19 protein-coding genes are annotated in these 21868 nt (G+C 35.0%); 14 read left to right on the plus strand and 5 right to left on the minus strand.

Annotated features, from left to right (window positions below; genetic code table 11):
* The first annotated feature begins 274 nt into the window (after positions 1 to 274).
* Positions 275 to 859 (plus strand): sigma-70 family RNA polymerase sigma factor, encoded by a 585-nt coding sequence (locus IPI31_04130; protein MBK7566992.1) that lies wholly within the window; start codon positions 275 to 277, stop codon positions 857 to 859.
* 2 nt (positions 860 to 861) lie between these two features.
* On the plus strand, positions 862 to 1119 hold the full coding sequence (locus tag IPI31_04135; GenBank protein MBK7566993.1) for a hypothetical protein: 258 nt from the start codon (positions 862 to 864) through the stop codon (positions 1117 to 1119).
* Between the two features lie 64 nt (positions 1120 to 1183).
* On the opposite strand, the gene IPI31_04140 is transcribed toward IPI31_04135, so the two are convergent.
* The gene (locus tag IPI31_04140) at positions 1184 to 2464 is read right to left on the minus strand and encodes an MBOAT family protein (GenBank protein MBK7566994.1); all 1281 of its coding nucleotides are present in this window, start codon (positions 2462 to 2464) and stop codon (positions 1184 to 1186) included.
* A gap of 172 nt (positions 2465 to 2636) precedes the next feature.
* Between IPI31_04140 and IPI31_04145 the strand changes: the two genes are divergently transcribed.
* From IPI31_04145 to IPI31_04180, 8 genes are all read left to right on the plus strand, one after another.
* Positions 2637 to 2879 carry an acyl carrier protein gene (locus IPI31_04145; protein ID MBK7566995.1) on the plus strand — a complete coding sequence of 81 codons (243 nt, stop codon included), beginning with the start codon at positions 2637 to 2639 and terminating at the stop codon, positions 2877 to 2879.
* Entirely contained in the window at positions 2860 to 3939 is a 1080-nt protein-coding gene (locus IPI31_04150; protein MBK7566996.1) for a ketoacyl-ACP synthase III, read from the plus strand. The genes IPI31_04145 and IPI31_04150 overlap by 20 nt, the downstream gene beginning before the upstream one ends.
* 1 nt (position 3940) lies before the next feature.
* Positions 3941 to 4939: a ketoacyl-ACP synthase III gene (locus tag IPI31_04155; GenBank protein ID MBK7566997.1), complete on the plus strand. Its 999-nt coding sequence runs from the start codon at positions 3941 to 3943 to the stop codon at positions 4937 to 4939.
* Positions 4936 to 5691, plus strand: coding sequence for an SDR family oxidoreductase (locus IPI31_04160; protein ID MBK7566998.1), 756 nt, complete (start codon positions 4936 to 4938; stop codon positions 5689 to 5691). Before IPI31_04155 ends, IPI31_04160 begins: the two co-directional genes overlap by 4 nt.
* A gap of 1 nt (position 5692) precedes the next feature.
* Complete coding sequence (locus tag IPI31_04165; protein MBK7566999.1) at positions 5693 to 7222, plus strand: AMP-binding protein; 1530 nt, start codon at positions 5693 to 5695, stop codon at positions 7220 to 7222.
* 35 nt (positions 7223 to 7257) lie between these two features.
* A complete protein-coding gene (ccrA, locus tag IPI31_04170; GenBank protein ID MBK7567000.1) occupies positions 7258 to 8469 on the plus strand; it encodes a crotonyl-CoA carboxylase/reductase in 1212 nt (403 codons plus the stop codon).
* A gap of 178 nt (positions 8470 to 8647) precedes the next feature.
* On the plus strand, positions 8648 to 10336 hold the full coding sequence (locus IPI31_04175) for an aromatic amino acid lyase (GenBank protein MBK7567001.1): 1689 nt from the start codon (positions 8648 to 8650) through the stop codon (positions 10334 to 10336).
* Between the two features lie 5 nt (positions 10337 to 10341).
* On the plus strand, positions 10342 to 11859 hold the full coding sequence (locus tag IPI31_04180) for an AMP-binding protein (protein ID MBK7567002.1): 1518 nt from the start codon (positions 10342 to 10344) through the stop codon (positions 11857 to 11859).
* Between the two features lie 251 nt (positions 11860 to 12110).
* Here IPI31_04180 and IPI31_04185 read toward each other — a convergent pair whose 3' ends face one another.
* The 4 genes from IPI31_04185 to IPI31_04200 all read right to left on the minus strand — a co-directional run bounded on the left by IPI31_04185 (position 12111) and on the right by IPI31_04200 (position 16295).
* Entirely contained in the window at positions 12111 to 13049 is a 939-nt protein-coding gene (locus tag IPI31_04185; GenBank protein ID MBK7567003.1) for a hypothetical protein, read from the minus strand.
* 68 nt (positions 13050 to 13117) lie between these two features.
* Complete coding sequence (locus IPI31_04190; protein MBK7567004.1) at positions 13118 to 14308, minus strand: TonB family protein; 1191 nt, start codon at positions 14306 to 14308, stop codon at positions 13118 to 13120.
* The gene (locus IPI31_04195; GenBank protein ID MBK7567005.1) at positions 14301 to 14903 is read right to left on the minus strand and encodes a sigma-70 family RNA polymerase sigma factor; all 603 of its coding nucleotides are present in this window, start codon (positions 14901 to 14903) and stop codon (positions 14301 to 14303) included. Before IPI31_04195 ends, IPI31_04190 begins: the two co-directional genes overlap by 8 nt.
* A gap of 108 nt (positions 14904 to 15011) precedes the next feature.
* Positions 15012 to 16295: a citrate transporter gene (locus tag IPI31_04200; protein ID MBK7567006.1), complete on the minus strand. Its 1284-nt coding sequence runs from the start codon at positions 16293 to 16295 to the stop codon at positions 15012 to 15014.
* Positions 16296 to 16413: 118 nt separating this feature from the next.
* On the opposite strand from IPI31_04200, the gene IPI31_04205 reads away from it, so the two are divergent.
* The 4 genes from IPI31_04205 to IPI31_04220 all read left to right on the plus strand — a co-directional run bounded on the left by IPI31_04205 (position 16414) and on the right by IPI31_04220 (position 21813).
* The gene (locus IPI31_04205; protein MBK7567007.1) at positions 16414 to 17799 is read left to right on the plus strand and encodes an iron-sulfur cluster-binding protein; all 1386 of its coding nucleotides are present in this window, start codon (positions 16414 to 16416) and stop codon (positions 17797 to 17799) included.
* A gap of 59 nt (positions 17800 to 17858) precedes the next feature.
* On the plus strand, positions 17859 to 19202 hold the full coding sequence (locus tag IPI31_04210) for an OmpA family protein (GenBank protein ID MBK7567008.1): 1344 nt from the start codon (positions 17859 to 17861) through the stop codon (positions 19200 to 19202).
* Between the two features lie 226 nt (positions 19203 to 19428).
* Positions 19429 to 19758 carry a hypothetical protein gene (locus IPI31_04215; protein MBK7567009.1) on the plus strand — a complete coding sequence of 110 codons (330 nt, stop codon included), beginning with the start codon at positions 19429 to 19431 and terminating at the stop codon, positions 19756 to 19758.
* Positions 19759 to 20109: 351 nt separating this feature from the next.
* Positions 20110 to 21813: a DUF4397 domain-containing protein gene (locus IPI31_04220; protein ID MBK7567010.1), complete on the plus strand. Its 1704-nt coding sequence runs from the start codon at positions 20110 to 20112 to the stop codon at positions 21811 to 21813.
* Positions 21814 to 21868 lie beyond the last annotated feature (55 nt).

The following is a 21868-nucleotide window of genomic DNA, read 5'->3' on the forward strand; positions in this document are numbered from 1 at the left end:
AAATGATGAATGACAGGGATTTTTAGATGAGATAATAATTTAAACGGAAAATTTTGCCATAAGAAAAACTGTCCCGATTGATAAAAAGACAAGTGATTTTGTATGGATTTTATTTTTCCAAGGTACAATAAACCATCAATTGAAAATAAAAATTATTCCTAAAGAAACCTGCTGTCCTATGTCCTTTTCCAATGTCCTGCATCAAGTCCTGTGTCCTAAATCCTGTGTCCTTTGTCCCTTCAATTTGCCGAGTTGACCCAAATGCCCTAATTTTATGGCCGTGGAAAATGGCAAACTGGTAAAAAAGGTAAAAGACAGAATCTTCAGAAAGGAGTTTTTGCCGCATATGGATGCACTGTACAACTTTGCATTTCATCTTACCCTGAACGAAGATGATGCAAATGATCTCGTACAGGAAACTTTTTTGAAAGCTTATCGCTTTATAGAGTCGTATCAGCAGGGTACTAATGCTAAGGCATGGTTGTTTAAGATATTAAAGAACGGTTTCATAAACGAATACCGAAGAAAAACCAAACAACCGGCGAGGGTGGAATTTGATGATATCGTGAGTTTTCACGATACGGAAGATGAGGGGAGAGTAGAGTACCTGGATCTGAGACAGGAGTTGTTTCAAGGCATGCTTGGTGATGAGGTAACCAGGGCATTAAATGAGTTGCCCGTGGATTTTAAAACGATAATTCTCTTGTGCGACATAGAAGAATTTTCATACGAGGAGATCGCAAAAATTATTGACATACCCATCGGAACCGTAAGATCACGCCTTCATAGGGCACGCAATATATTAAAGGAAAAATTACGCGAATACGCTCAAAAAGAAGGTTATAAAGAAAACAGATAATTATGGACCAACAACTACCTAAACACGATTGCCGCAATTTTGTAGAGAAAGTATTTCTCGTTCTCGATGGCGAATTACCCGAGCAGGAACGCAACCTGTTCATCACCGACATACAGCGATGTAAGGGTTGTCTGGAACATTACCATATTGAAAAAACCTTCAAAGAATTTTTGGTGGCTAAAGTTTCCCGTAAGGAGTGTACGGAAAAACTGAAAAACGACATAATCAATCAAGTAAAAGCGGAGCAAGATAAAGCTTAAGGCGGGAATAGAAAATCATCTACACATACCACACATACTTTTAAAGGAAAATTTTATTGTGAGATCAGAACTGGAAATAAATAAATGTTTCGGCATTATTTCTTCCCAATAGAACAATGAGTGTTATTACACTAAATAAAAAAAGATATTTGTATTTAAAATTAAAATCTCTTCTCATAAATACGGAAAATACAAATAAGATACTTACAAAACAACAAATTATAAAATCATAACTCGAAAAGCCGTTTAATATATTTCTGATACTGAAATTAAACTCAGTGAATAATTTTTTATAGAATAAAACGGCTTCACTAAAACCTCTTACACGAAATACCACACCACTTAATAAGAGTAAGTGAAAGGTCCAGACAGTTAAAAAAATCTGACCCGCATAGGATTTAAATTTGGGTAAAAAATTAATTCTTTTGTAAATTGCCTGTAATACCGCAATTATTCCGTTGATCAAACCAAACACTACAAAATTTAAATTGGCGCCATGCCATATACCGATCAATAAAAATATAATAATCGTATTCAGATAAATTCTCCAATAGGCTGTAACACCTTTGTTTAAAGGCATAAACACATAATCGCGGATCCATAATGTAAGCGTGATATGCCAACGGTTCCAATATTCTGCTATACTTTTCGATAAGTAAGGGCGATTAAAATTCTCACTGAGTTTAATTCCGAATAAACGGGCTGTTCCAATTGCAATATCACAATATCCACTGAAATCGGCATAGAGTTGTACTGCAAAAAACAAAAGCGCAACATATAATTGCGAACCATTTGCAGTGGATATATCTCCGAAGGAAAAATTCACAAATTGTGCAACAGTATCTGCAACAACAACCTTTTTAAAAAATCCCCAAACGATGCGCAATAATCCGTACTCAATATCCTTTTCCTCTAATTTCGCTGGTTTTTTTAGCTGGGGTATAAGATCATTCGCTCTCTCAATAGGACCGGCTACCAATTGCGGAAAAAAGGAAACATACAAAGCAAAATATCCGAAATTATTTTCCGGTTTTGTTACTTTTCTATATACATCTATCAGGTAACTAAGAGATTTAAAGGTATAAAAAGAAATTCCTATGGGTAATAACAAGGCACTCGTATTAAACACTGTTTTATTCTCACCGGTAAATAAAGAAGAAATAGTTTCATTAAAAAAATTAAAATATTTAAAGAAAAATAAAATACCTACATCTGCAATTATCCCAATTACCAGAAGCAGTTTCCTTTTTTGTTTATTCGTTTCCTTATTTATCAAAAAACTTAAGGACCAACAAATAAAGGTTGAGCTGAGTAAAATTAATCCGTAAGCCGGCTCGAAACACATATAAAAAAAGTAACTTGCCGCTAATAAAAGCACCCAACGGAAACGAAAAGGCAGTATATAATACAGCAGGATCGTTAAAGGCAGAAAAATTAAAAATTGTAAAGTGTTGAATACCACAGTGGTAAATCTCTTCAAAATTATTTATATATAAAAATTTACATAATATTGTCCCATGAACCGCGACGACATTCGAAATGCAATTACCCCTATCTTCAGCAAAGTATTTAAAGAGCCGGAACTGCTATTAAAGGATGATCATTCAGCAACGGATTTCGAAAAATGGGATTCCATCAACAATATGATCATAATGGCGAGGATAGAAAAACTACTTGGCATAAGCATCGAAACATCGGAATTGATAGAAATTAAGTCAGTGGGAGACTTGTTAACTTTAATTGAAAATAAAACGATCTGAAATGGAGATAAGGGGATTAAAAATGCAAGATCTTTGGGGTATAAAAATAGTTTCCACGGCTTCTGCATTTCCTTCACCCGGTAGATTTGTAAGTAATTCAGAAATTCATAAGATGCGATTTGGAAATAATTGGGAAGAGGTTTTTAAATCGAAAAATTACAATATTGATTTTATTGAAACAGAACTGGGATATAAAAATCGTTATTGGACACATACACCGGGAACTCCGATAATTCATGAGGAATTAAATTCTGCTGACCTTATGGAGGCGGCAGCAAAAAGCGCGATAGAAAAAACCAATTTGGATCCCAGGGAGATCGGATTATTTATTGCGGTTACCGTTACATCACCAAAATACACCAACAGCATGGGAACCTTTGTTGCGGGAAAATTGGGTTTGAAATGTCCCTCCTTTGAAATAAAAACAGGATGTGCCTCATCAGTATATGCGTTAATTCTGGCTGCACAATTTATTAATTCAGGAACAAAGAACGTGTTGATCGCTTCCGGAGAAACGCCAAGCAAAGTAACAGGCACAGATACCAATTTATTATATGCGGTAGGCGATGGAGGTGCTGCGGTAATACTTTCAAAAACCGAAGATGAAAATAAAGGAGTAGTAACTGCTTTTTTAGGAAGTGAAGGAAAATATTCTGGAACCATGGGCACACCGGGATTACTTCCACCTAATCAGGAAGACCTCGACAATGATGCTTATTTTATGCAAATGGGAAAAGAAAGTTCTGCTTTTATTGAAGAAATGTGGCAGGTTATACCGAATATCTTATATCAAAATTCTGGATTGAATGAAAATAATATTGATCTTTTAATTCCGCATCAGGTGAATAAAAAATTGATTAACTTAGTTGTTGAAGCTTCCGGGATTTCGAGTGAAAAGACGATTGATCTTATTTCATTGTATGGAAATTGCGGATCTGCATCAATATTAATTGCATTGGATAACGCTTTTGAAAATAACAGAATTAAAAATAATACTTCCATTATGCTGGTGGCTGTTGGAGGAGGTGTATCTTATGGAGGATTAATTTTAAATACATGAAATGAAAGGACTTGGAGTAAAAATATTAGGTGTGGGATCTTATTTACCGGGGAAACCAGTCACTAATCTTGAATTAAAAGAAAGATATGCGCTTGAATTTAATACAGAGATGGTGCAAAATAAAATTGGAATTCACACACGACATATTGCTCCGGATAATATCGCCACAAGTGATGTTGCTGCTGAGGCTGCGAAAATTGCATTACATCGGGCAGGAATTAAAGCAACAGACCTCGACAGAATTTTATTGGGAACTTCCACACCTGATTATACAAACACAGCTGCATCTTGTAATGTGCAATTTTTATTAGGAGCAAATTGTCCTGTGGGTGATACATCAGAAAGTTGTGCAAGTTTTATTTATGCATTGGATCACGGTATCCGATTAATACAAACAGGATCAAAATATGTTTGTGTAATAGGTGCAGATATTAAAACACGTTTTGTGCGAAAAGACGATCCTGTTTTTTGTCCCATATTTGGTGATGGCGGCGGTGCATTTATTTTAGGTGCCTGTAATAATGATGAAGGATTTATGGTGAGTGAATTATTTGCAGATGGATCGGGTTTAAAAAATATTTATGTTCCCGCAGGAGGCTCGGTTATGCCGGCAAGTATTGAAACTGTAACAAAAGGTCTACATGGAACGGTAATGACCATATCCGGAAAAAAAATGGTGGAAATATCTATTAAACTCATGGCAGACATTGCAGAAAAAGTTTGTAAGAAATATGGAATTAAACCCGAGGATGCAGATATATTTATTCCCCATCAGGCAAATTATTTGATCATGAAAGGAGTTGCCGAAAAATTAGGCATTCCGCTTTCAAAAATGGAAGTGAGTATTGATAAAGCTGCAAATTCTATTGCTGGAACTTTGCCAATTACCTTTACACAAGCTTTTGAATCAGGAAAATTAACTGCCGGAAAAATAGTATTAATGACCACCGCAGCATCCGGTTATACCGGTGGTGCCGCAATTTATAAAGTGCCCGCATGAAAACAAAAATCCCCAAATATGCACTGGTAACAGGAGCCGGAAACGGAATCGGAAAGGCAATATGTTTACACCTGGAAAAAAAGGGATATTATATTATTGCTGTTTCACGAAATGAAAAACATTTAGAGGAAATAAGATCAAGTCTTGTTAATAAGGAACATTTATTTTTTTCTGCGGATCTTATCACAAAAAATGGTACTAAAGGATTGCTGGAATTTTTGCAAAAAAACGCCATGCCTCATGTAGTGATAAATAATTTGCGAACACCTTCAGAAAGAAAAAAATTGATCGGATTATCCTCCTCCATTGTAGATATAAATATCAAAGAAAATATTGATCACCTGTTAGTGATCATGAAACCTGTTATTGAATTTCAGCGCGAACAAAAATTTGGAAGATGGGTAGGTGTTGGAAGCATGTCAAATTATTTCGGAGTTCCGGGTATGGCGATTTATAACATGCAAAAATCCATATTGGAACAATTAATGAGAACGCTTGCAACCGAGGAAGGTAAACACGGAATAACTGCAAATATTGTGTTACCCGGTTTGATTTCCACTCCTTCCGTTCTTGAAAATTATTCAACGGAAGAATTTAATCTGCGGTCGAATCAAAATGTTTTGCAGCGCATAGGAACTCCCGATGAAGTTGCTGCTGCAGTTGCATTTCTTGCGAGCGAGGAATCATCATATATTACAGGAATAACGTTGCCGGTTAACGGTGGCAATCATTTAGCCTGGCATTTTTTATAATATGATCAGTAATTACCGAAATATTTTACAATATAGGGCAGATACACATCCCGAAAGAGTTGCTTTGATCTATAGGGATGAACATATTTCATATGCTCAATTAAATACTTATGCAATTGAATGCGCAAATTGGTTTTTAAAAAATGGAATAAAAAAAGGTGATAGAATTGCTTTTCTCGATTTTAATAATCAAAATTATGTGCATCTTATCAATGGATGTTTAATATGCGGAATTGTTCCCGTTTCCATCAATTGGCGATCTACGTCCGGTGATATAAACTATATTCTAAAAGATGCAGAATGTAAATTATTTTTATACGGTGAGAATTTTAATAAATTAATTACTGATGCAACTTCAGATATAAACATAGAAACCAAAAGTATAGACACACTCCCTAAAATTATTTTTAATGAAATATATAATACGGAATTATTAACTCCTATAGTTAAAGAAAATGATCTCGCGCTATTGATTTATACTTCCGGCACAACAGGAAAACCAAAGGGAGTTAAGATCAGTTATGATAATATTTTTGAAATGTATCAATCATTGCGAAATGAAACACCTTTATTTGGTGCTGCATCGGTAAATCTGATTGCAGGTCCTTGGTATGCAATAGTTGGAGTTGGATATTTTATTTTTGGAATTTACACCGGTTGCACCAATGTGTTGTTGCAATACTTTGATCCGATGGAAACATGTGAGATAATAGAAAAATATAAGGTGACGAACGCATTTCTCGCTCCTGTAATGATGCAAGTAATTTGTGGTTTAGATGAAATAAAAGAATATGATCTTAGCTCTTTACAAAATATTCAATACGGTGGTTCACCAATTAGTGCAGAACAATTGTTATTGTGTTATAATACCTTTAATTGTTTTTTCACTCAGGGATATGGACTAACAGAAACAAGTGGAATAGCAACTGCATTGCGTTTTGATGACCATGAAGAAATTCTATTAAACAAAGATCCAGAACAACAAAAATTATTGCGATCCGCCGGAAAACCTTATGCCGGTGTTGAAATAAAGATCATAAACGAAAATAATGAGACCAATACAATAAATGAAATTGGAGAAGTTTGTTTAAAAGGAAAAGTGATAGCGCAAGGATATTGGAACATGTCAGGAGTAAATGAAAAAATATTTCAGGAGGATGGTTGGTTACACACCGGAGATATGGGATATCTGGATGAAAAAGGATATTTATTTTTAGTTGACAGAAAAAATGATCTCATAATTTCCAAAGGAATAAATATTTATCCCGCAGAAATTGAATTGATAATAAATCAACATCCACAAATAAAGGAATGTGCGGTGATAGGAGTTCCTCATGAAATACATGGAGAAAATATTTGTGTTGTTGTTGTGTCAGATCAGCGCGATTTGCAATTATCAGAATTGAGAACTTGGGCAAAAAATAAACTCGCAGATTATAAATTACCATCGCGACTTGAAATTGTAGATCAACTTCCGAGAAATGCTACAGGAAAAATATTGAGAAAAGAATTGCGTATCTTATTTAAATAATATCAATTAGAAATAATTATTTAATTTTCCATTCTATGAGAATTGTTGAACCAGGAACATTACCGCCAATAGGAATTATTCCTGAATATATGTATGCCCAGGTTCTTCGCCAAAACAGATATGGCGAACCAAAAAATGCATTTCAAATAGAAGAAATAAAAATTCCGGAAATAAGAGAGGATGAAGTATTAATAGCTGTGATGTCGGCGGGATTAAATTACAATTCTGTGTGGGCTGCAAAAGCTTATCCATTAGATATGATAGATCTAATGCAAAAACGTGGTGATTCTACAGATAATTTTCAAATTTTGGGATCAGATTGTTCCGGTATTATTTATAAAATTGGAAGTAAGGTAAAGGATGTTAAGGTTGGAGATGAAATTGTTGTTCAGGGAGGATGGCATGATAAAAATGAAGAACATAATCTGAAAGGTGGAGATCCAACAGTTTCCCGATCCTTTCGCGCCTGGGGATATGAGACTAACTATGGATCTTATGCTCAGTTTTGTATTGTTAAGGATTTTCAATGTCTTCCAAAACCAAAACATTTAACCTGGGATGAGGCTGCGGTTTATATGGTTAGCGGTGTTACGGCGTATAGAATGTTAAATCATTATTCGCCGCATACCGTTAAAAAAGATGATGTGGTTTTGATCTGGGGTGCTTCGGGTGGCCTCGGTTCTATGGCTATTCAATTAGTAAAGAACGCCAGAGCGATTCCCATTGGGGTCGTAAATTCGGAGGTTAAGCGGCAGTTTTGTCAAAATATGGGCGCTTTGGCCTTAATAAGGTCAGAGTATGAGCATTGGGGGCCATTATTATCGGAGGAGCTGAAGCCTGAAAATCAGCATTTTTGGAGGGAAAAGGTAAAAGCGTTTGTAAAGGACCTTCTCAAACTGACAGAAGGCCGGTATCCTAATATTGTTTTGGAACATACCGGAGAAGATACTTTTCCCACCTCGCTTTATGTTTGCGATAAAGAGGGAATGGTGGTTACCTGCGCCGGAACTTCTGGATATTTAGGTTCTTTTGATCTGAGATATCTTTGGTTATATAATAAAAGGATACAGGGATCTCATTATGCGAATCCTGAAGAATGTAAAACGTTCAACAATATGGTGATCAATAAATCTGTTTCTCCGGTGTTGTCGGGATATTCTTCTTTTTCCCACTTGCCGGTGGCATTACAGGATATGTCGGAAAACAAACATTTGCCGGGTAGTATGGCGGTGAGAATAGGCCATTAATCGAATGTTAACTCTGGTCATTGCTTTATTATTTGAAAGCAGGTAATTTTGAATAATTCTAAATAAAACCGTTTCATTCACTATAAATAGTGAATATGAGGCAAATTTTAACAAATTTGTTTTTTATTAATATAATTATTGCTAAGATTGCACCGCACACACACACAAATTTTTCTACATGAAAAAGCTTTCCCGAAAGAAAAAGGAGTCGTCTGCTATCGACTTCATTGAAATCAATGGTAATAAAATATCAGTTGATGAAATAGTTTTCATTGCCAATAATAAAGGAGTCGCAAGGCTATCCACAAATGAGGATATTATTGACAGAATAAATAAAAGTCATCATTTTATTCAACAGGCATCTTCCAAAAGAAAACCAATTTACGGAGTAAATACCGGATTTGGGGGAATGGCAACACATATATTAAGTCATGAAGAAACACAAAGACTTCAGGATAACCTTTTATATTTTTTAAAAACAGGAGCCGGCGAATTTTTACAGGATAAATATGTGCGCGCTGCAATGGTAATTCTTTGTAATGCGTTAGTAAAAGGAACATCGGGAATTCGTTATAAAATTATTGAACGATACGTTTTTTTCTTAAATAATAATATTGTTCCGCGGGTACATGAATTAGGTTCCATTGGTGCAAGTGGAGATCTGGTTCCACTTTCTTATATAGCAGGTGCAATAACAGGAAATGCAGAATGTTTTAAGGTTATGCATGAAGGTGAGGAAAAATCGGGTGTTGCCATTTGCAATGAATTTAATTTAGAACGATTACACTTACAACCGAAAGAAGGGTTGGCATTGGTAAACAGTACCGCTATGCTGACTGCCATTGCTGCATGTAATTTAAAAGAATTAAAAACACTTTTTGTTTTATCGTTTCATACCCATGCATTAATGCTTCAGGCCTTAATTGCATCTGTGCAACCTTTCGATGATTTTATTCACAAACAAAAACCGCACGATGGTCAATTATTTGTCGCTAAGATATTTAGAGATTTATTAAAAGGTTCATCACTTGTTCGAAAAAATGGTGAATTAATTGCCGGGGAATCAAGGTTATATCAGGACAGATATTCAATACGTTGTATTCCACAATTTTTAGGTCCGGTTGCTGACGGAATTAAAACAATAAATAAACAAATAGAGATAGAAGCAAATTCCGTTACCGATAATCCATTGATAGACATGGAAAATTATCAGTTGATCCATGGGGGAAATTTTTTGGGTGAATATATTGCAATTGCAATGGATCAGACCCGCCAATATATTGGTCTGGTTTCCAAACATCTGGATGCGCAAATTGCTATGTTGGTAATGCCGGAATTTAATTCGGGTTTACCATCATCCTTAACCGGAAACAGCACTAACCAAATTAATATGGGACTAAAAGGATTGCAGATAACTGCAAATTCCATAATGCCTATGTTACTGTTTTATGGAAATAGCATTGCCGATAAATTTCCGACACATGCCGAACAATTCAATCAGAATATTAATAGCCAGGGATTTAATTCCGCACTTCTAACTGCTAAATCAATTGATCTTTTTAGAAAATATATTTCTGTTTCATTGATCTTCGCTGTTCAGGCTGTAGATCTTAGAGTGAGAAAAATGGATAAGGATTTTGATGTTAAAGCGCATTTGTCGCCGGAGACTTATAAGGTTTATAAAGCAATGATGCAGATATGCGACAAACCGGAAAATGGAAAATTGCCCTTTATATTTAATGATAATACTCATCCTATCGACAATTATTTGAAAAGAATTGAAAATGATATCAATCAAACCGGCCTACTCGAAGAAGCCTGTTCTGATACATTAATGGACCTTGAGCAATTTATTTATAAGGCTTAATAATTATGAACGTAAGTTATTATTTAAGGGACAAAGCAATTTCGCACCCTGATAATGTGTTTATTAATGACATGGAAAGAGATTTTACTTTTTCCGAAATTGAAGTACTTACCAATCGATTAGCAAATTTTTTATTTCAAAAAAACATCAAAAAGGGCGATAGAATTGTTCTTCAATTGTATAATTCTGTCGATTTTGTTATTCTATACAGTGCAGTTATCAGATTAGGTGCTATTGTTGTTCCAATTGGTGTTACTTTAACTTCCAGAGAAATAAATGCCATTCTAAAAGATTGCGATCCCCATTTATTTATTCAGCATAGATCATTACAAAATAAGGAATTAATATTTGACAAAGAAATTTTAGTGTTGGATGAAATGGAATTGTGTTCCTCCGGAAATCTTACTATCGCCGATCAACTTCCATCAACATTTAATATTGTCGATCTGAATTTGAATGATCCCTTTGGAATTTTATATACTTCCGGAACAACCGGCGAACCTAAGGGAATTTTGTTGTCGCATGGCAATATTGAATCAAATATGAAGGCGGCTCAGCAATGTTATCAAAGCACGGTGAATGACAGCACGATCTTGTTTTTGCCCTTATCTCATTGTTTCGGATTAAATGCAATTTTGAATTGTATGATCTATAGTGGGACTTCCATTTATATCATCAGAAGATTTAATCTGGAACAATTATATCAGATCTTATATAAACAAAATATTACATTATTTTTTGCTGTTCCATTTGTGTATAATTTATTATTGAAGAAATTAACTGATGACGCATTATTTAATAAAACAGTTTATTTCTTTTCGGCTGCATCAAAATTAGCATTGGAAACAGAAAAAAATTGGCTGCAGCGTTTTGGCAGACCCATTTTTCAGGGATATGGATTAACAGAAACTTCACCTTTTGCAACATATGTTCCTCGAAATAATTATATGCAGGGTTCTGTTGGTGTTCCGGTTGCGAATGTTGAAATAAAGATCGTTGATGAAAATAGAAACAATGTATTGATAAACAATACCGGAGAAATTGCAATTAAAGGTCCCAATGTAATGTTGGGATATTTTAATAAGGAGGATGCAACACAATACGTATTAAAAGAGGGTTGGTTCTATACAGGTGATGTAGGATTCTTAAATGAACAAGACCAATTATTTATAGTGGATAGAATAAAGGATATGATCATAGTAAAAGGAGAGAATGTTTATCCAAGTGAAGTAGAGAATATAATATTGGAGCTGCCATATATAGAAGAAGTTGCAGTATATGGTATAATCGATGAAATGCAGGAGGAAATTGTAAAAGCGAGAATTGTATTAAAACCTGGAGAGAATATTCACGAAGAATTAATTATAGAATATTGTAAAAAAAATCTCGCAAATTTTAAAGTGCCGCAAAATATCAGTTTTGTTGAGTCGTTGCCGAAGAGTGCTTCCGGAAAATTGTTAAAGAGAGTGATGCGGGAAGAGGATATTGTAAGCGCTGGGTTTCTTCACAGGGATGAAGGATAATATAGATTCGCTTTTAAAAGTTTCAATTCTGTTAATGCATTTACTTCGCCCTCCAATGGTTGTTGAAAAACACCAACCACGGCATGTAAACTCCTAATCAATAATAGGCTGTTCATTCGTGCATTCGTGGCAACCCTTTTTTAACACACATAATGTAAAAAAAAGTTGCCACGAACCGGCCTTACATCGTCAGATGCGCGAATTATTATGTGTTCGGTGAATTGTGTTTTTCTCACAACAAAGCATTGGATTTAAATAACTCTCCTCAAAATAAGTTCCTTCCTCAATTCGCCGCTGAATTTTTGAGCTCCGTAAATATTCAGATGAACGGTATCCTTCCAAAGATCGTCGGTATAATTATCGGTATCAAAATAAATGAATACCACATTTTCTAATTGCGTATCCAGTAAATTAAAATAATTCAACATCTCCTCAAAATTATCGACAGTTTTTTTTGCACTTTTATGATAAGGACTAACCACAAAAACAAATGTTCTTTCCCGATTCTGATTGATCAACTGGAGCAATTTGTTTTGTTTAATGGGATCAACTTCAAAGTGTAAGGTTTTTGCTTCCCTTAAGGCAATTTTTTTCTGCAGTTCTTTTGAAGAAGAAACCTTGGTATCAAAAACACCCCCTTTAATATACGCAGTATTCTCACTTTTATTTTTTGAACTTAATACCGGTCTTAAATAATCTGAATAAAATCCAAAATAACGTAACCCCGGAACTTGTTCGTAGGTTTTTAGGCGATCATTTTCTGCTAAAAATTTTTTTATCGTATCATTTTTATTTATGAAGGGAAGATAGGTTTCTATATTTATATTTTCATAAATATCATGTTTAAAAAAATCGTGATGAATATCGATGATAATAGGCGTGGATTTATTCTTTTGAAGTTCTGGTTTTAACAGTAATTCAATTTCCTCAAAACTTGCATTCGGCATTCCGTAATTATAAAAATCCACACCTAAGGAATCACAAAAATATCCTTTTTCTGCTCTGGAGCTGCCAAAAATGGGTGTTTCATTATTGTGGGATTCGTTAAATAATCGCTGAATTTTATTTGTTGTACTATAAGGAAATTTTGATGTGTAACTTTTTGTAAAAAGCAGATCTGCACACAGAGATATCGACACCAAAATAATACATGTAATGCCAATAAATTTTATGATACCTGATCTAACCACGGTATAAATTTAATACTTATATCCAATGTGGTATCTATTTCTTAATAAATGAAAGAAGTGGAAAAAAATTATTTGTAATCAATATTAACCTTTAAGGTATACCATACCTTTACTTTGTTGCCACTTTGTTTTCCGGGAGTCCAGTTTGGCATTAATGATATTACACGTAAAACCTCCTGGTCAAATTGCGGACTTATAGGTTTAATTATTTGTGCATTGGAAACAGAACCATTTTCGTTTACAATAAATTTTACAAATACATTTCCGGAAAGGCAATCTTTATCTGCATCGCAATCGGTATTTAAATTTTTGAAGATGAATTCATTCAGCGAATCAATTCCTCCTGGAAATACCGGCATTTGCTCTACAAATGAATATACCGTTTCCAATGAATCCCTGGCTGCAGGTGCTTCATTAAGATCGGATAATGTTACCGCATCCGATTTAGAGGCATTGTTTTTAATCTTTTTTTCTTTTTTTGTGGATGCAGCCATGTCTTTGTCTGAATCAATCGTTTTTTCCTCCATGCTTACAGTTTCGGTGGTAACAGAACCTGCAGTTATTATGTTGTCAACTCCCTTTACTTCATCATCCGTGGCATTATTTGATAATAGGAGTGCACCTTCATCCACAACTAAGGGTGGAGTAATAATCATTTCCGTAGTAATGGTTTTTTCCGATTTTGCATCTTCAGTATAATCAAATGTGTAAGTTGATTCAACTGATTTTTCAGGTTCAGACATGGTGCTTTTTGATCGGCTTTTCATTTCTGATTCTTTATTTAATTCATCCATGGATATGGAATCACCGGCGGCACTTCCGCTTCCCATGTCGGAGCTGTCGTCAACTATAAATGCCTCACTGTTTTTGTCAGCTTCTATTGTTGATTGTTCTGAAGCGATCTGATTTCCATCGCTTTGTTTTTTATTTAAATTATCGATAATTACCCAGCTCATTCCTAATAATAAAATAATACTTGCTGCAGCAGCGTATTTGCGAATGTTAGCAGAAAAAGTATTTGTTTTCTGTCCAATAGTTGCCGCATCCACTTTTGCAAAAATTGTATTCAATGTTATGTCGATCGTATTAAGATCTGCATTCTTTAATCCTTCCACAGCATCTTGTAAAAACGGATCTTGCGTGATTAATTTTTCTATACGAAGTTTTTCCGCATCGTTTAATTCGTTGCGCAGATAAGCAAACAATTTTTCTTTGTTTACAAAACCACCTTTTTCAATATGTAATGTATGTTCAGACATTTTTTTTCTCTAAATAAATTTTCAGGTTTCGTTTTCCGTTTTGGATATAACTTTTAACCTGGTTTAATTCATATCCTGTAATTTCAGCAACTTCCACATAACTTTTGTTTTGCAGGTAAAATAATTCCACACAAATTTTTTGTTCCGAATTCAATTTAGTTATCCCCTCTTCTAACTGCTGTAATTTAACTTCCTTCAAATCTACATCATCAAGATGCCCCACAAGGTCGTTTTCCACAGATTTTTCATCGTCATCTTCACTGGAATTGATATTTATTTCTACGGTTTCCTTGCCTTTTTGTTTGCGCAACTGCATTAAACACTGGTTTTTAGCAACCATATACAACCATGATTTGAAGTGCTCAACTTCATGTTTTTTTAGGTCGGTCAGCAGTTTTTCAAATACAACCATGGTCATATCCTGTGCCTCATCCCCATTTTTCAAATATTTCAAACAAACCCCCAAAACCAAGTGGGCGTAGCGTTTGAACAGTTCACCAACGTAATTATTGTCGCCCGTGCGCTTATATTCGGCGATCAAAATGGCATCGTCGAGAGTATTTACGTTTTTTGACCTTGAAAAAAATAATTGCAGCACAGATAGTTTCGATAATTACAGATAAACGCTAATCGTGTCAAAAGTATCTAATTATTAGCAGGATTTGAGCATTTTTCGTGCTGCTAAGATGAGTGAAAGTGATGATCATTCAGTAACATCTTCAACGTGTATGCCTTGTGAGCCGTCTTCAGTTTTATGCGGAGTATGCGGATTCCAACCGATAGTTAACATTAAAACTGCAAAACCGATAATATATCCAACGATCACATGCCAACCTCCTTTCACCCAATTAGAGACAGATTTTGCTTCCGGATACATATTGGAAATTGCAACCCCTGCTGAGGAACCAAACCAGATCATACTTCCTCCAAAACCTACGGCATAGGCTAAAACTCCCCAATCGTAACCCATTTGATCGAGTGCGAGTTTTGTTAGAGGGATATTATCAAAAACGGAAGAGATAAACCCTAATGAAAATGTTGTTTGCCAGCTTGCCGCCGGTAATTGGTCCACAGGCATCATGGATGCACATAAAACCAGCGAAAGCAAAAACAATGATCCTGGAATGGCCTTCAACAACTCTTCCCATTTAATTTTAATAAAAAAAGATCCGATCAAAATAGCTGCCCATACACCGGCAGACGGAAATTCAAGGACAAAATTCGTAACTATAGCGCCCACCAATATAAGCAGACATACAATCAGGTTCCTGTAATTTACTTTCGGAGCCTCATAAGCACCTTTCAAAATGGGATGATATTTATGTTGTTGCAGAGAAGCAAAAACGCCAAAAAACAAAAAAGCGGGAATTGCCGCACCATAGGCATGTATTACATCCAAGGGGTTAACTCCATCTATCCACATCATAGTTGTAGTGGTGTCTCCCAAAACGGAACCACTTCCACCCGCGTTACTGGCAGCAACTATTGCAGCAAGATATCCTATATGCACTTTCCCTCTAAAGACAATATGCGCAATACTACCTCCAATTAATGCCGCAGCTATATTATCGAGTAAGGATGAAAGCACAAAAATAAAGGCCAGGAGAAAGAATGGTCCTTTCCAATCGTCAGGTAATATTTTTGGTAATAATTTCGGCACCATCGACTCTTCAAACAAGTTTGCAAGAATGGCAAATCCGAGCAATAAACCCAGTAAATTCAATAGTATAGAGGATTCTTCCCACAAATGATGCTGTATATCAAAATCAAGAAAACCCAATTTTAATATCAGAATGGAGGTTAAACCAATTAAGGCAACACGCAAAGTATATTTATGAAATAAGGCAACACCCAAAAGTGTTAATGCGAATAAAATAAATTCCAGGGGAATTCCGGAAAATGTGATAGGATCTGCCGTTCCACCCGAGGCAAAGGTGAACAGAGGAGAAATTACTGAAATTAATGTAAAAACAAATTTTCGTTTCATGTAAATGTTATTTCAAACGTCAAAAGTAAACATATTTGCTACTTTCATAAATCAACATGTGGAAATGTACTGTGTTGTATGCAATGTTATGTATTATTTTTGTGCAGTTGCAATAAGCATGTCGGATACACTACAAACATTTTTAGAAAAAGCGGAGCTTAAAGCGTTCGATGCGGAGCATAAAAGAAAATTGCTCTTTAATATCGGAAAATACAATGCAACGGTAGTTCAGGGAAAAAAACAATATTCCGATCTTGAATATGTTCGCAAAAAGGCGAAAAATATTAAGTGGAAGGTGATGGAAAATCTCGATAAATACCTGATCGAATTTGAAACAAATTTCACTGCAAACGGAGGAAAGGTAATCTGGGCCAATGATGAAAAGGAAGCTCAACAAGAGATCCTTAAGATAATGCAGAAAAAAGGTGCCCGCACTGCTGTTAAAGCCAAAAGCATGGCAACAGAAGAGATTCACCTTAACGAATTTTTAGAACATCACGGTATAGAAAGTATAGAGACCGATCTTGGTGAATATATTCAGCAACTGGATGGTGAGGCTCCTTATCATATTGTAACTCCTGCCATGCATAAAAGCAAAGATGATGTTGCAAAATTGTTTCATGAAAAATTAGGAACAAGTCTTGATCTTACTGCGGAGGAATTAACCTTAGTTGCAAGAGTTAATTTGCGTCAAAAATATATTACTGCGGATGTTGGATTCAGCGGAGCAAATTTTATTTTGCCTGATATTGGAGGAATTGCCATTACGGAAAATGAAGGCAATGGAAGATTAAGTACCAGTTTTCCAAAAACACATATCGTTGTTGTTGGAATTGAAAAAATGATAACAAGTGTAAATGACCTCAGTTTATTCTGGCCCTTATTATCTACTTATGGCACAGGGCAAAAAGTTACTGTTTACAACACCATTTTTACAGGACCAAAAAAAGAAATTGAAGTGGATGGACCTGAAGAAATGTATGTTATTCTTTTGGATAATGGTCGCTCTACTTTACTTGCGGAAGAAAAACAACGCGAGGCATTATATTGCATCAGATGTGGATCATGTTTAAATGCATGTCCTGTATATAAAAATATAGGAGGTCATGCTTATGGCACTACTTATTCCGGACCAATTGGTTCCATTATATCTCCGCATTTTAAAGGGATGGAAGAATTTAAGCATTTGAGTAATGCCAGTTCTTTATGTGGAAATTGTACGGAAGTTTGTCCTATTAATATTGAACTGCACAGTCTTTTATTATATAATCGCAACGAAGCAGTGGAAAAAGGATACAGCACATTTACAGAAAGAATGAGCTGGAAAATTTGGCGAAGATCGATGTTGAGTCGAAAAAGAATGGAAAAACCAAGTCCCGGAATTAAGAATATGGTTTTAAATATGTTGTTTAAAAATTCCTGGGGAAAACGCAGAGAGATGTTTAAAATAGCTCCAAAATCCTTCCATAAAATGTGGATGGAGAAACATCCGCCAACGGAATGAAATTACTTTTCGCGCAATAAAAATTTTTAGAAGTTCGTTTTGAGTGCAAACAGCCACGTATGCGTACTTTACTTTTTAACTCCCTCTTACTTATTTCTGTAACCCTTTCTGCGCAATCACAACCCATGTCCATTTCACTTTTTTTTGAAAAGGCAGATTATAATTTATCACCTGCACAACAACTGCAATTAGAAGAGTTTAAAGAATTGACAATTGATTCAGGATACAATGCAATTTTTTTAAAAGGTTATGCCGATATTGATGGAAGCGATAAATCTAATCTTGAATTATCACAATACCGGGTAACGGCAGTGCAGCAATATTTATCAAATAGTAAATATTTAATTGAATCAAAATTTTATGGTGAAAAGGAAGCTATAAATAAAAATAAAACGGAGGAACAAAAATCATTAAACAGAAGGGTAGATGTTATTTTCTGGACCAATTATGCATTGGCTCAGAAAAAAAAGAAACCGCAGATATATACTTTTGCTCCTAACAGAACAATAGAATTTACTGCAGCGGAAGGAACAAAAATTAAAATACCGGCTAATTCATTAGTGTATGAAGAAGGTGGACAGGTACCATTAGGGGATATTCAAATTGAGATCACAGAATTTTATTCTATGATGGATATTATAGATAATAAATTAGCTACTATTTCGAATGGGCAACTCCTGATTTCTGATGGAATGATCAATATTGAAGCATCGAGAAATGGTAAAGACCTGCGATTACAGGGAGGTGCAACAATGGAAGTTGGTTTTGCCGAAAGAGAAGAAAATGATGGGTTCGGATTGTATTATGCCAATGCAAATAATAGTGGTGATATTGCTAATTGGGTTCCTGCGGTCGATCCTTCTGCAATTGATAAGGAATGGGTAATTCATGGTTCCAAATTATTTATATCCGATACGATAGAGAAATGGAGAAGTAAATTTGATTATAATAATTTCGGACAACGCATTAAAGTTACCGATCATTGGGAGGAAACAAAAGGTAAATGGATGGATACTTTAATGATAGATAAAACAATAAATAAAAATAAAATTATTTTACAGGCCACAAAATTGGGTTGGATCAATTGTGATCAGATTTATATGAAAGAAAATGCACCTACTATTAACCTCATAGTAGAAACAGGACCCGTAGTTGGTTCGGAGATCGTAATGATATTTAATGATAAAAAAGCAATGATAGCCCCAACAAAAAATGCAATGGGAAAACTTCAATTTGATAATGTTCCGAAAGGTGAAAATGTTACTATTGCCGGAGTAGGATCAGGTGAAGGTAAACTGTATTTCACCAAAAAAGAATTTGTTACTGCTGATGAAAATATAACTCTCAACTTTGAAGAAACTACAATAAAAAATATTCAGGATCAGCTTGCAGGATACAATTAATTATAGATTTTAAGGCACAAATCTGCGAAACCGACAAAAATCCGTCTTGAAACCGGAATAGCAAAACTACAGGAAACCCTTTATTTATAAGGGTTTCTTTCGTTAAGTGAAGTTCAAACCAAAACATTTTGGCAAATTTATATGTACATACATTGGAAAGCCGACTAATCTGTAGTTGCCTTCTGTTTTGAATACCCACAACTTTGGTTCAACAAAAGAAAAAATTATGTTGAGCCCGGAATATATTAAAAAACTGATACCTGGAATTATTACCAGAACGGCACTCTCTTATCCATTCGATTATATCGAATCTATTTCATTTTTAACATGCAATAAAATAATTGCTTCATGTTTTTGGAGAATTCCAAAAGATGAAAAAACAGTAATGCATCAATTAAAGATCGGGACGAATAATTTTCCCGGATGTTTTATATATAATGCAAATGCCTCCATGGAAAGTTCTAATGTTGAAATTGTAGGCAGAGATACAGAAGGGAAGAATTTTATAGTATCGCTACCGCTAACGTATTTTATGGAACTGCGTCGTGCATCTTGAAATATTATTAATACAGAATGTTGACTGTGATACATTAAATAATTTGGGTTGAGAAAGTAGTAAAGGCATGGAGCAATTCATGCCTTTTTTAATGGGAATAATTTAAGGGGAATATTATACGCAACATGGAAAATAGGGTGTATTTGGGAGGTTTTTGTTTAATAAATGATTCAACAAATAATTAATAAAAATTTAATTATATTTTATGAACAATTTACAGAACACTTGCTATTAAACTGCTTCATCACAAATTTGTCCTTATAATTTTACGATTAACTTTTTTTAACAAAATATTTTCTGAACAAGTTAAAAATCATTTGGTTCTACTTTCAAACTAAAAAATAGAACACAATGAAAAAAGTACTTCTCACTTTCGGAATGTCGCTGTCGATGATAGCCGCATTCTCACAAACTGCACGAGTGCAGGTAATTCATAATTCAGCAGATCCGGCGGCAAATGTTGTTGACGTTTATTTGAATGATGATCTTTTGATCAACGATTTTAAATTCCGTACCGCATCACCTTTTATTGATGCTCCTTCAGGCATTCCATTAACTATAGGTATTGCACCTTCAACAAGTTTATCTGCCGATGAAAGTATTGCAACATTCACTTATACATTAACAGATGGTGAAAAATATGTAATAATTGCAAACGGAGTTTTAAACCCTGCTGATTTCGCAGCAAATCCGGATGGCATTTCAACGGGATTTAATTTATTTGTAAATGCAGGTATGCGTGAAAGTAGTTTAGATCCGAATAATCTTGACTTTGTATTTTTTCACGGAGCAAGTGATGCGCCAAATGTAGATGCAATTGCACGTGATGTTGCAACTGTAGTTGACAATGCATCGTATACCGATTTTACAGGTTATGTTAGTGTTCTTGCAGATAAATATTTTATTGATGTAACTCCAGGTGCTGATCCTGCAACAATTGTAACGTCATCAAGAGCATTTTTATCAAATGCAGGTGGTGCAGCGGCTGTAATTTTTGCAAGTGGATTTTTAGATCCTGCCGCAAATAATAATGGTAAGTCATTTAAATTATTTTACGTATTGCCTGATGGAACAGTAAAAAATTTACCTTTCGTTACTAATTCTAAATTACAGGTAATTCACAATTCCCCTGATCCTGCTGCAGCTGTTGTTGATGTTTATGTTGATGGTGTTTTAGCTATTGATAATTTTGAATTCAGAACAGCAACACCATATATCGATGTTCCCGGTAATATGCCAGTGAGTATAGCTGTTGCTCCACCTACAAGTGAATCTGTTGATGATGCAATTGCTACTATAAATGCAACGTTCAAAGCGGGTTACACTTACATTGCTATGGCAAGTGGTGTTTTAAATCCTGATCTGTTTGTTGCTAATCCTGACGGATTGGAAATTGGGTTTCAGTTATTGGTAAAAGAAAATACAGAAGCATTTAGCGACAGAGCCAATGGATTGGAATTTTTTGGAGTGCATGGATCACCTGATGCTCCAACAGTGGATATAATTGCTCGTGATGTAACTACATTATTGGACAATGTATCATATGGCGCAGTTTCCGGTTATCAGATAGTTCCTGCAAATACAACGTATATTTTAGATGTTGCTTTAGGTGATGCACCTGAAACAGTTGTAGCATCTTACGAAGCAAATTTAACGGGAGTATTAGGTCAAAGTGCAGTTGTATACGCAAGTGGATTTCTTTCACCGGAATTAAACCCTGAAGGTAGTCAGGCATTTGGATTATATTATACCTTAGTTGATGGAACAACGGGAGCGTTTCCGGTATACGTTATGCGCACAGGTGCAGATCTGATGGGTAATGATATGGTATATCCTAATCCTGCAACTGATAAAATTAATATAAATGTTCCTGCTGGCTTTAATGGTAATGTAAGTGTAGTTTCCATTAATGGTCAGGTACTTAAAAATATGCAGATCAACTCCGAAGTTGGAGAAAACATCCAATTGAATATTGCAGATCTTGCAACGGGAATCTATACTGTTAATTTAAATTCTGCTTCAGGATTAATTACAAATAAAATAATAGTTGAATAATCAAATATTACTAAATAAAAAAGCCGGCTTTGCAGTCGGCTTTTTTATTTAATAC

Source organism: Bacteroidota bacterium, from assembly GCA_016706865.1.
GTDB lineage: Bacteria > Bacteroidota > Bacteroidia > Chitinophagales > BACL12 > UBA7236.

Bases quoted from the DNA above. Each gene is read 5' to 3' on its own strand.
- IPI31_04130 (MBK7566992.1), top strand. From the start codon at position 275: ATGGCCGTGGAAAATGGCAAACTGGTAAAAAAGGTAAAAGACAGAATC.
- IPI31_04135 (MBK7566993.1), top strand. From the start codon at position 862: ATGGACCAACAACTACCTAAACACGATTGCCGCAATTTTGTAGAGAAA.
- IPI31_04140 (MBK7566994.1), bottom strand. From the start codon at position 2,464: ATGTGTTTCGAGCCGGCTTACGGATTAATTTTACTCAGCTCAACCTTT.
- IPI31_04145 (MBK7566995.1), top strand. From the start codon at position 2,637: ATGAACCGCGACGACATTCGAAATGCAATTACCCCTATCTTCAGCAAA.
- IPI31_04155 (MBK7566997.1), top strand. From the start codon at position 3,941: ATGAAAGGACTTGGAGTAAAAATATTAGGTGTGGGATCTTATTTACCG.
- IPI31_04160 (MBK7566998.1), top strand. From the start codon at position 4,936: ATGAAAACAAAAATCCCCAAATATGCACTGGTAACAGGAGCCGGAAAC.
- IPI31_04165 (MBK7566999.1), top strand. From the start codon at position 5,693: ATGATCAGTAATTACCGAAATATTTTACAATATAGGGCAGATACACAT.
- ccrA (MBK7567000.1), top strand. From the start codon at position 7,258: ATGAGAATTGTTGAACCAGGAACATTACCGCCAATAGGAATTATTCCT.
- IPI31_04175 (MBK7567001.1), top strand. From the start codon at position 8,648: ATGAAAAAGCTTTCCCGAAAGAAAAAGGAGTCGTCTGCTATCGACTTC.
- IPI31_04180 (MBK7567002.1), top strand. From the start codon at position 10,342: ATGAACGTAAGTTATTATTTAAGGGACAAAGCAATTTCGCACCCTGAT.
- IPI31_04190 (MBK7567004.1), bottom strand. From the start codon at position 14,308: ATGTCTGAACATACATTACATATTGAAAAAGGTGGTTTTGTAAACAAA.
- IPI31_04200 (MBK7567006.1), bottom strand. From the start codon at position 16,295: ATGAAACGAAAATTTGTTTTTACATTAATTTCAGTAATTTCTCCTCTG.
- IPI31_04205 (MBK7567007.1), top strand. From the start codon at position 16,414: ATGTCGGATACACTACAAACATTTTTAGAAAAAGCGGAGCTTAAAGCG.
- IPI31_04210 (MBK7567008.1), top strand. From the start codon at position 17,859: ATGCGTACTTTACTTTTTAACTCCCTCTTACTTATTTCTGTAACCCTT.
- IPI31_04215 (MBK7567009.1), top strand. From the start codon at position 19,429: ATGTTGAGCCCGGAATATATTAAAAAACTGATACCTGGAATTATTACC.
- IPI31_04220 (MBK7567010.1), top strand. From the start codon at position 20,110: ATGAAAAAAGTACTTCTCACTTTCGGAATGTCGCTGTCGATGATAGCC.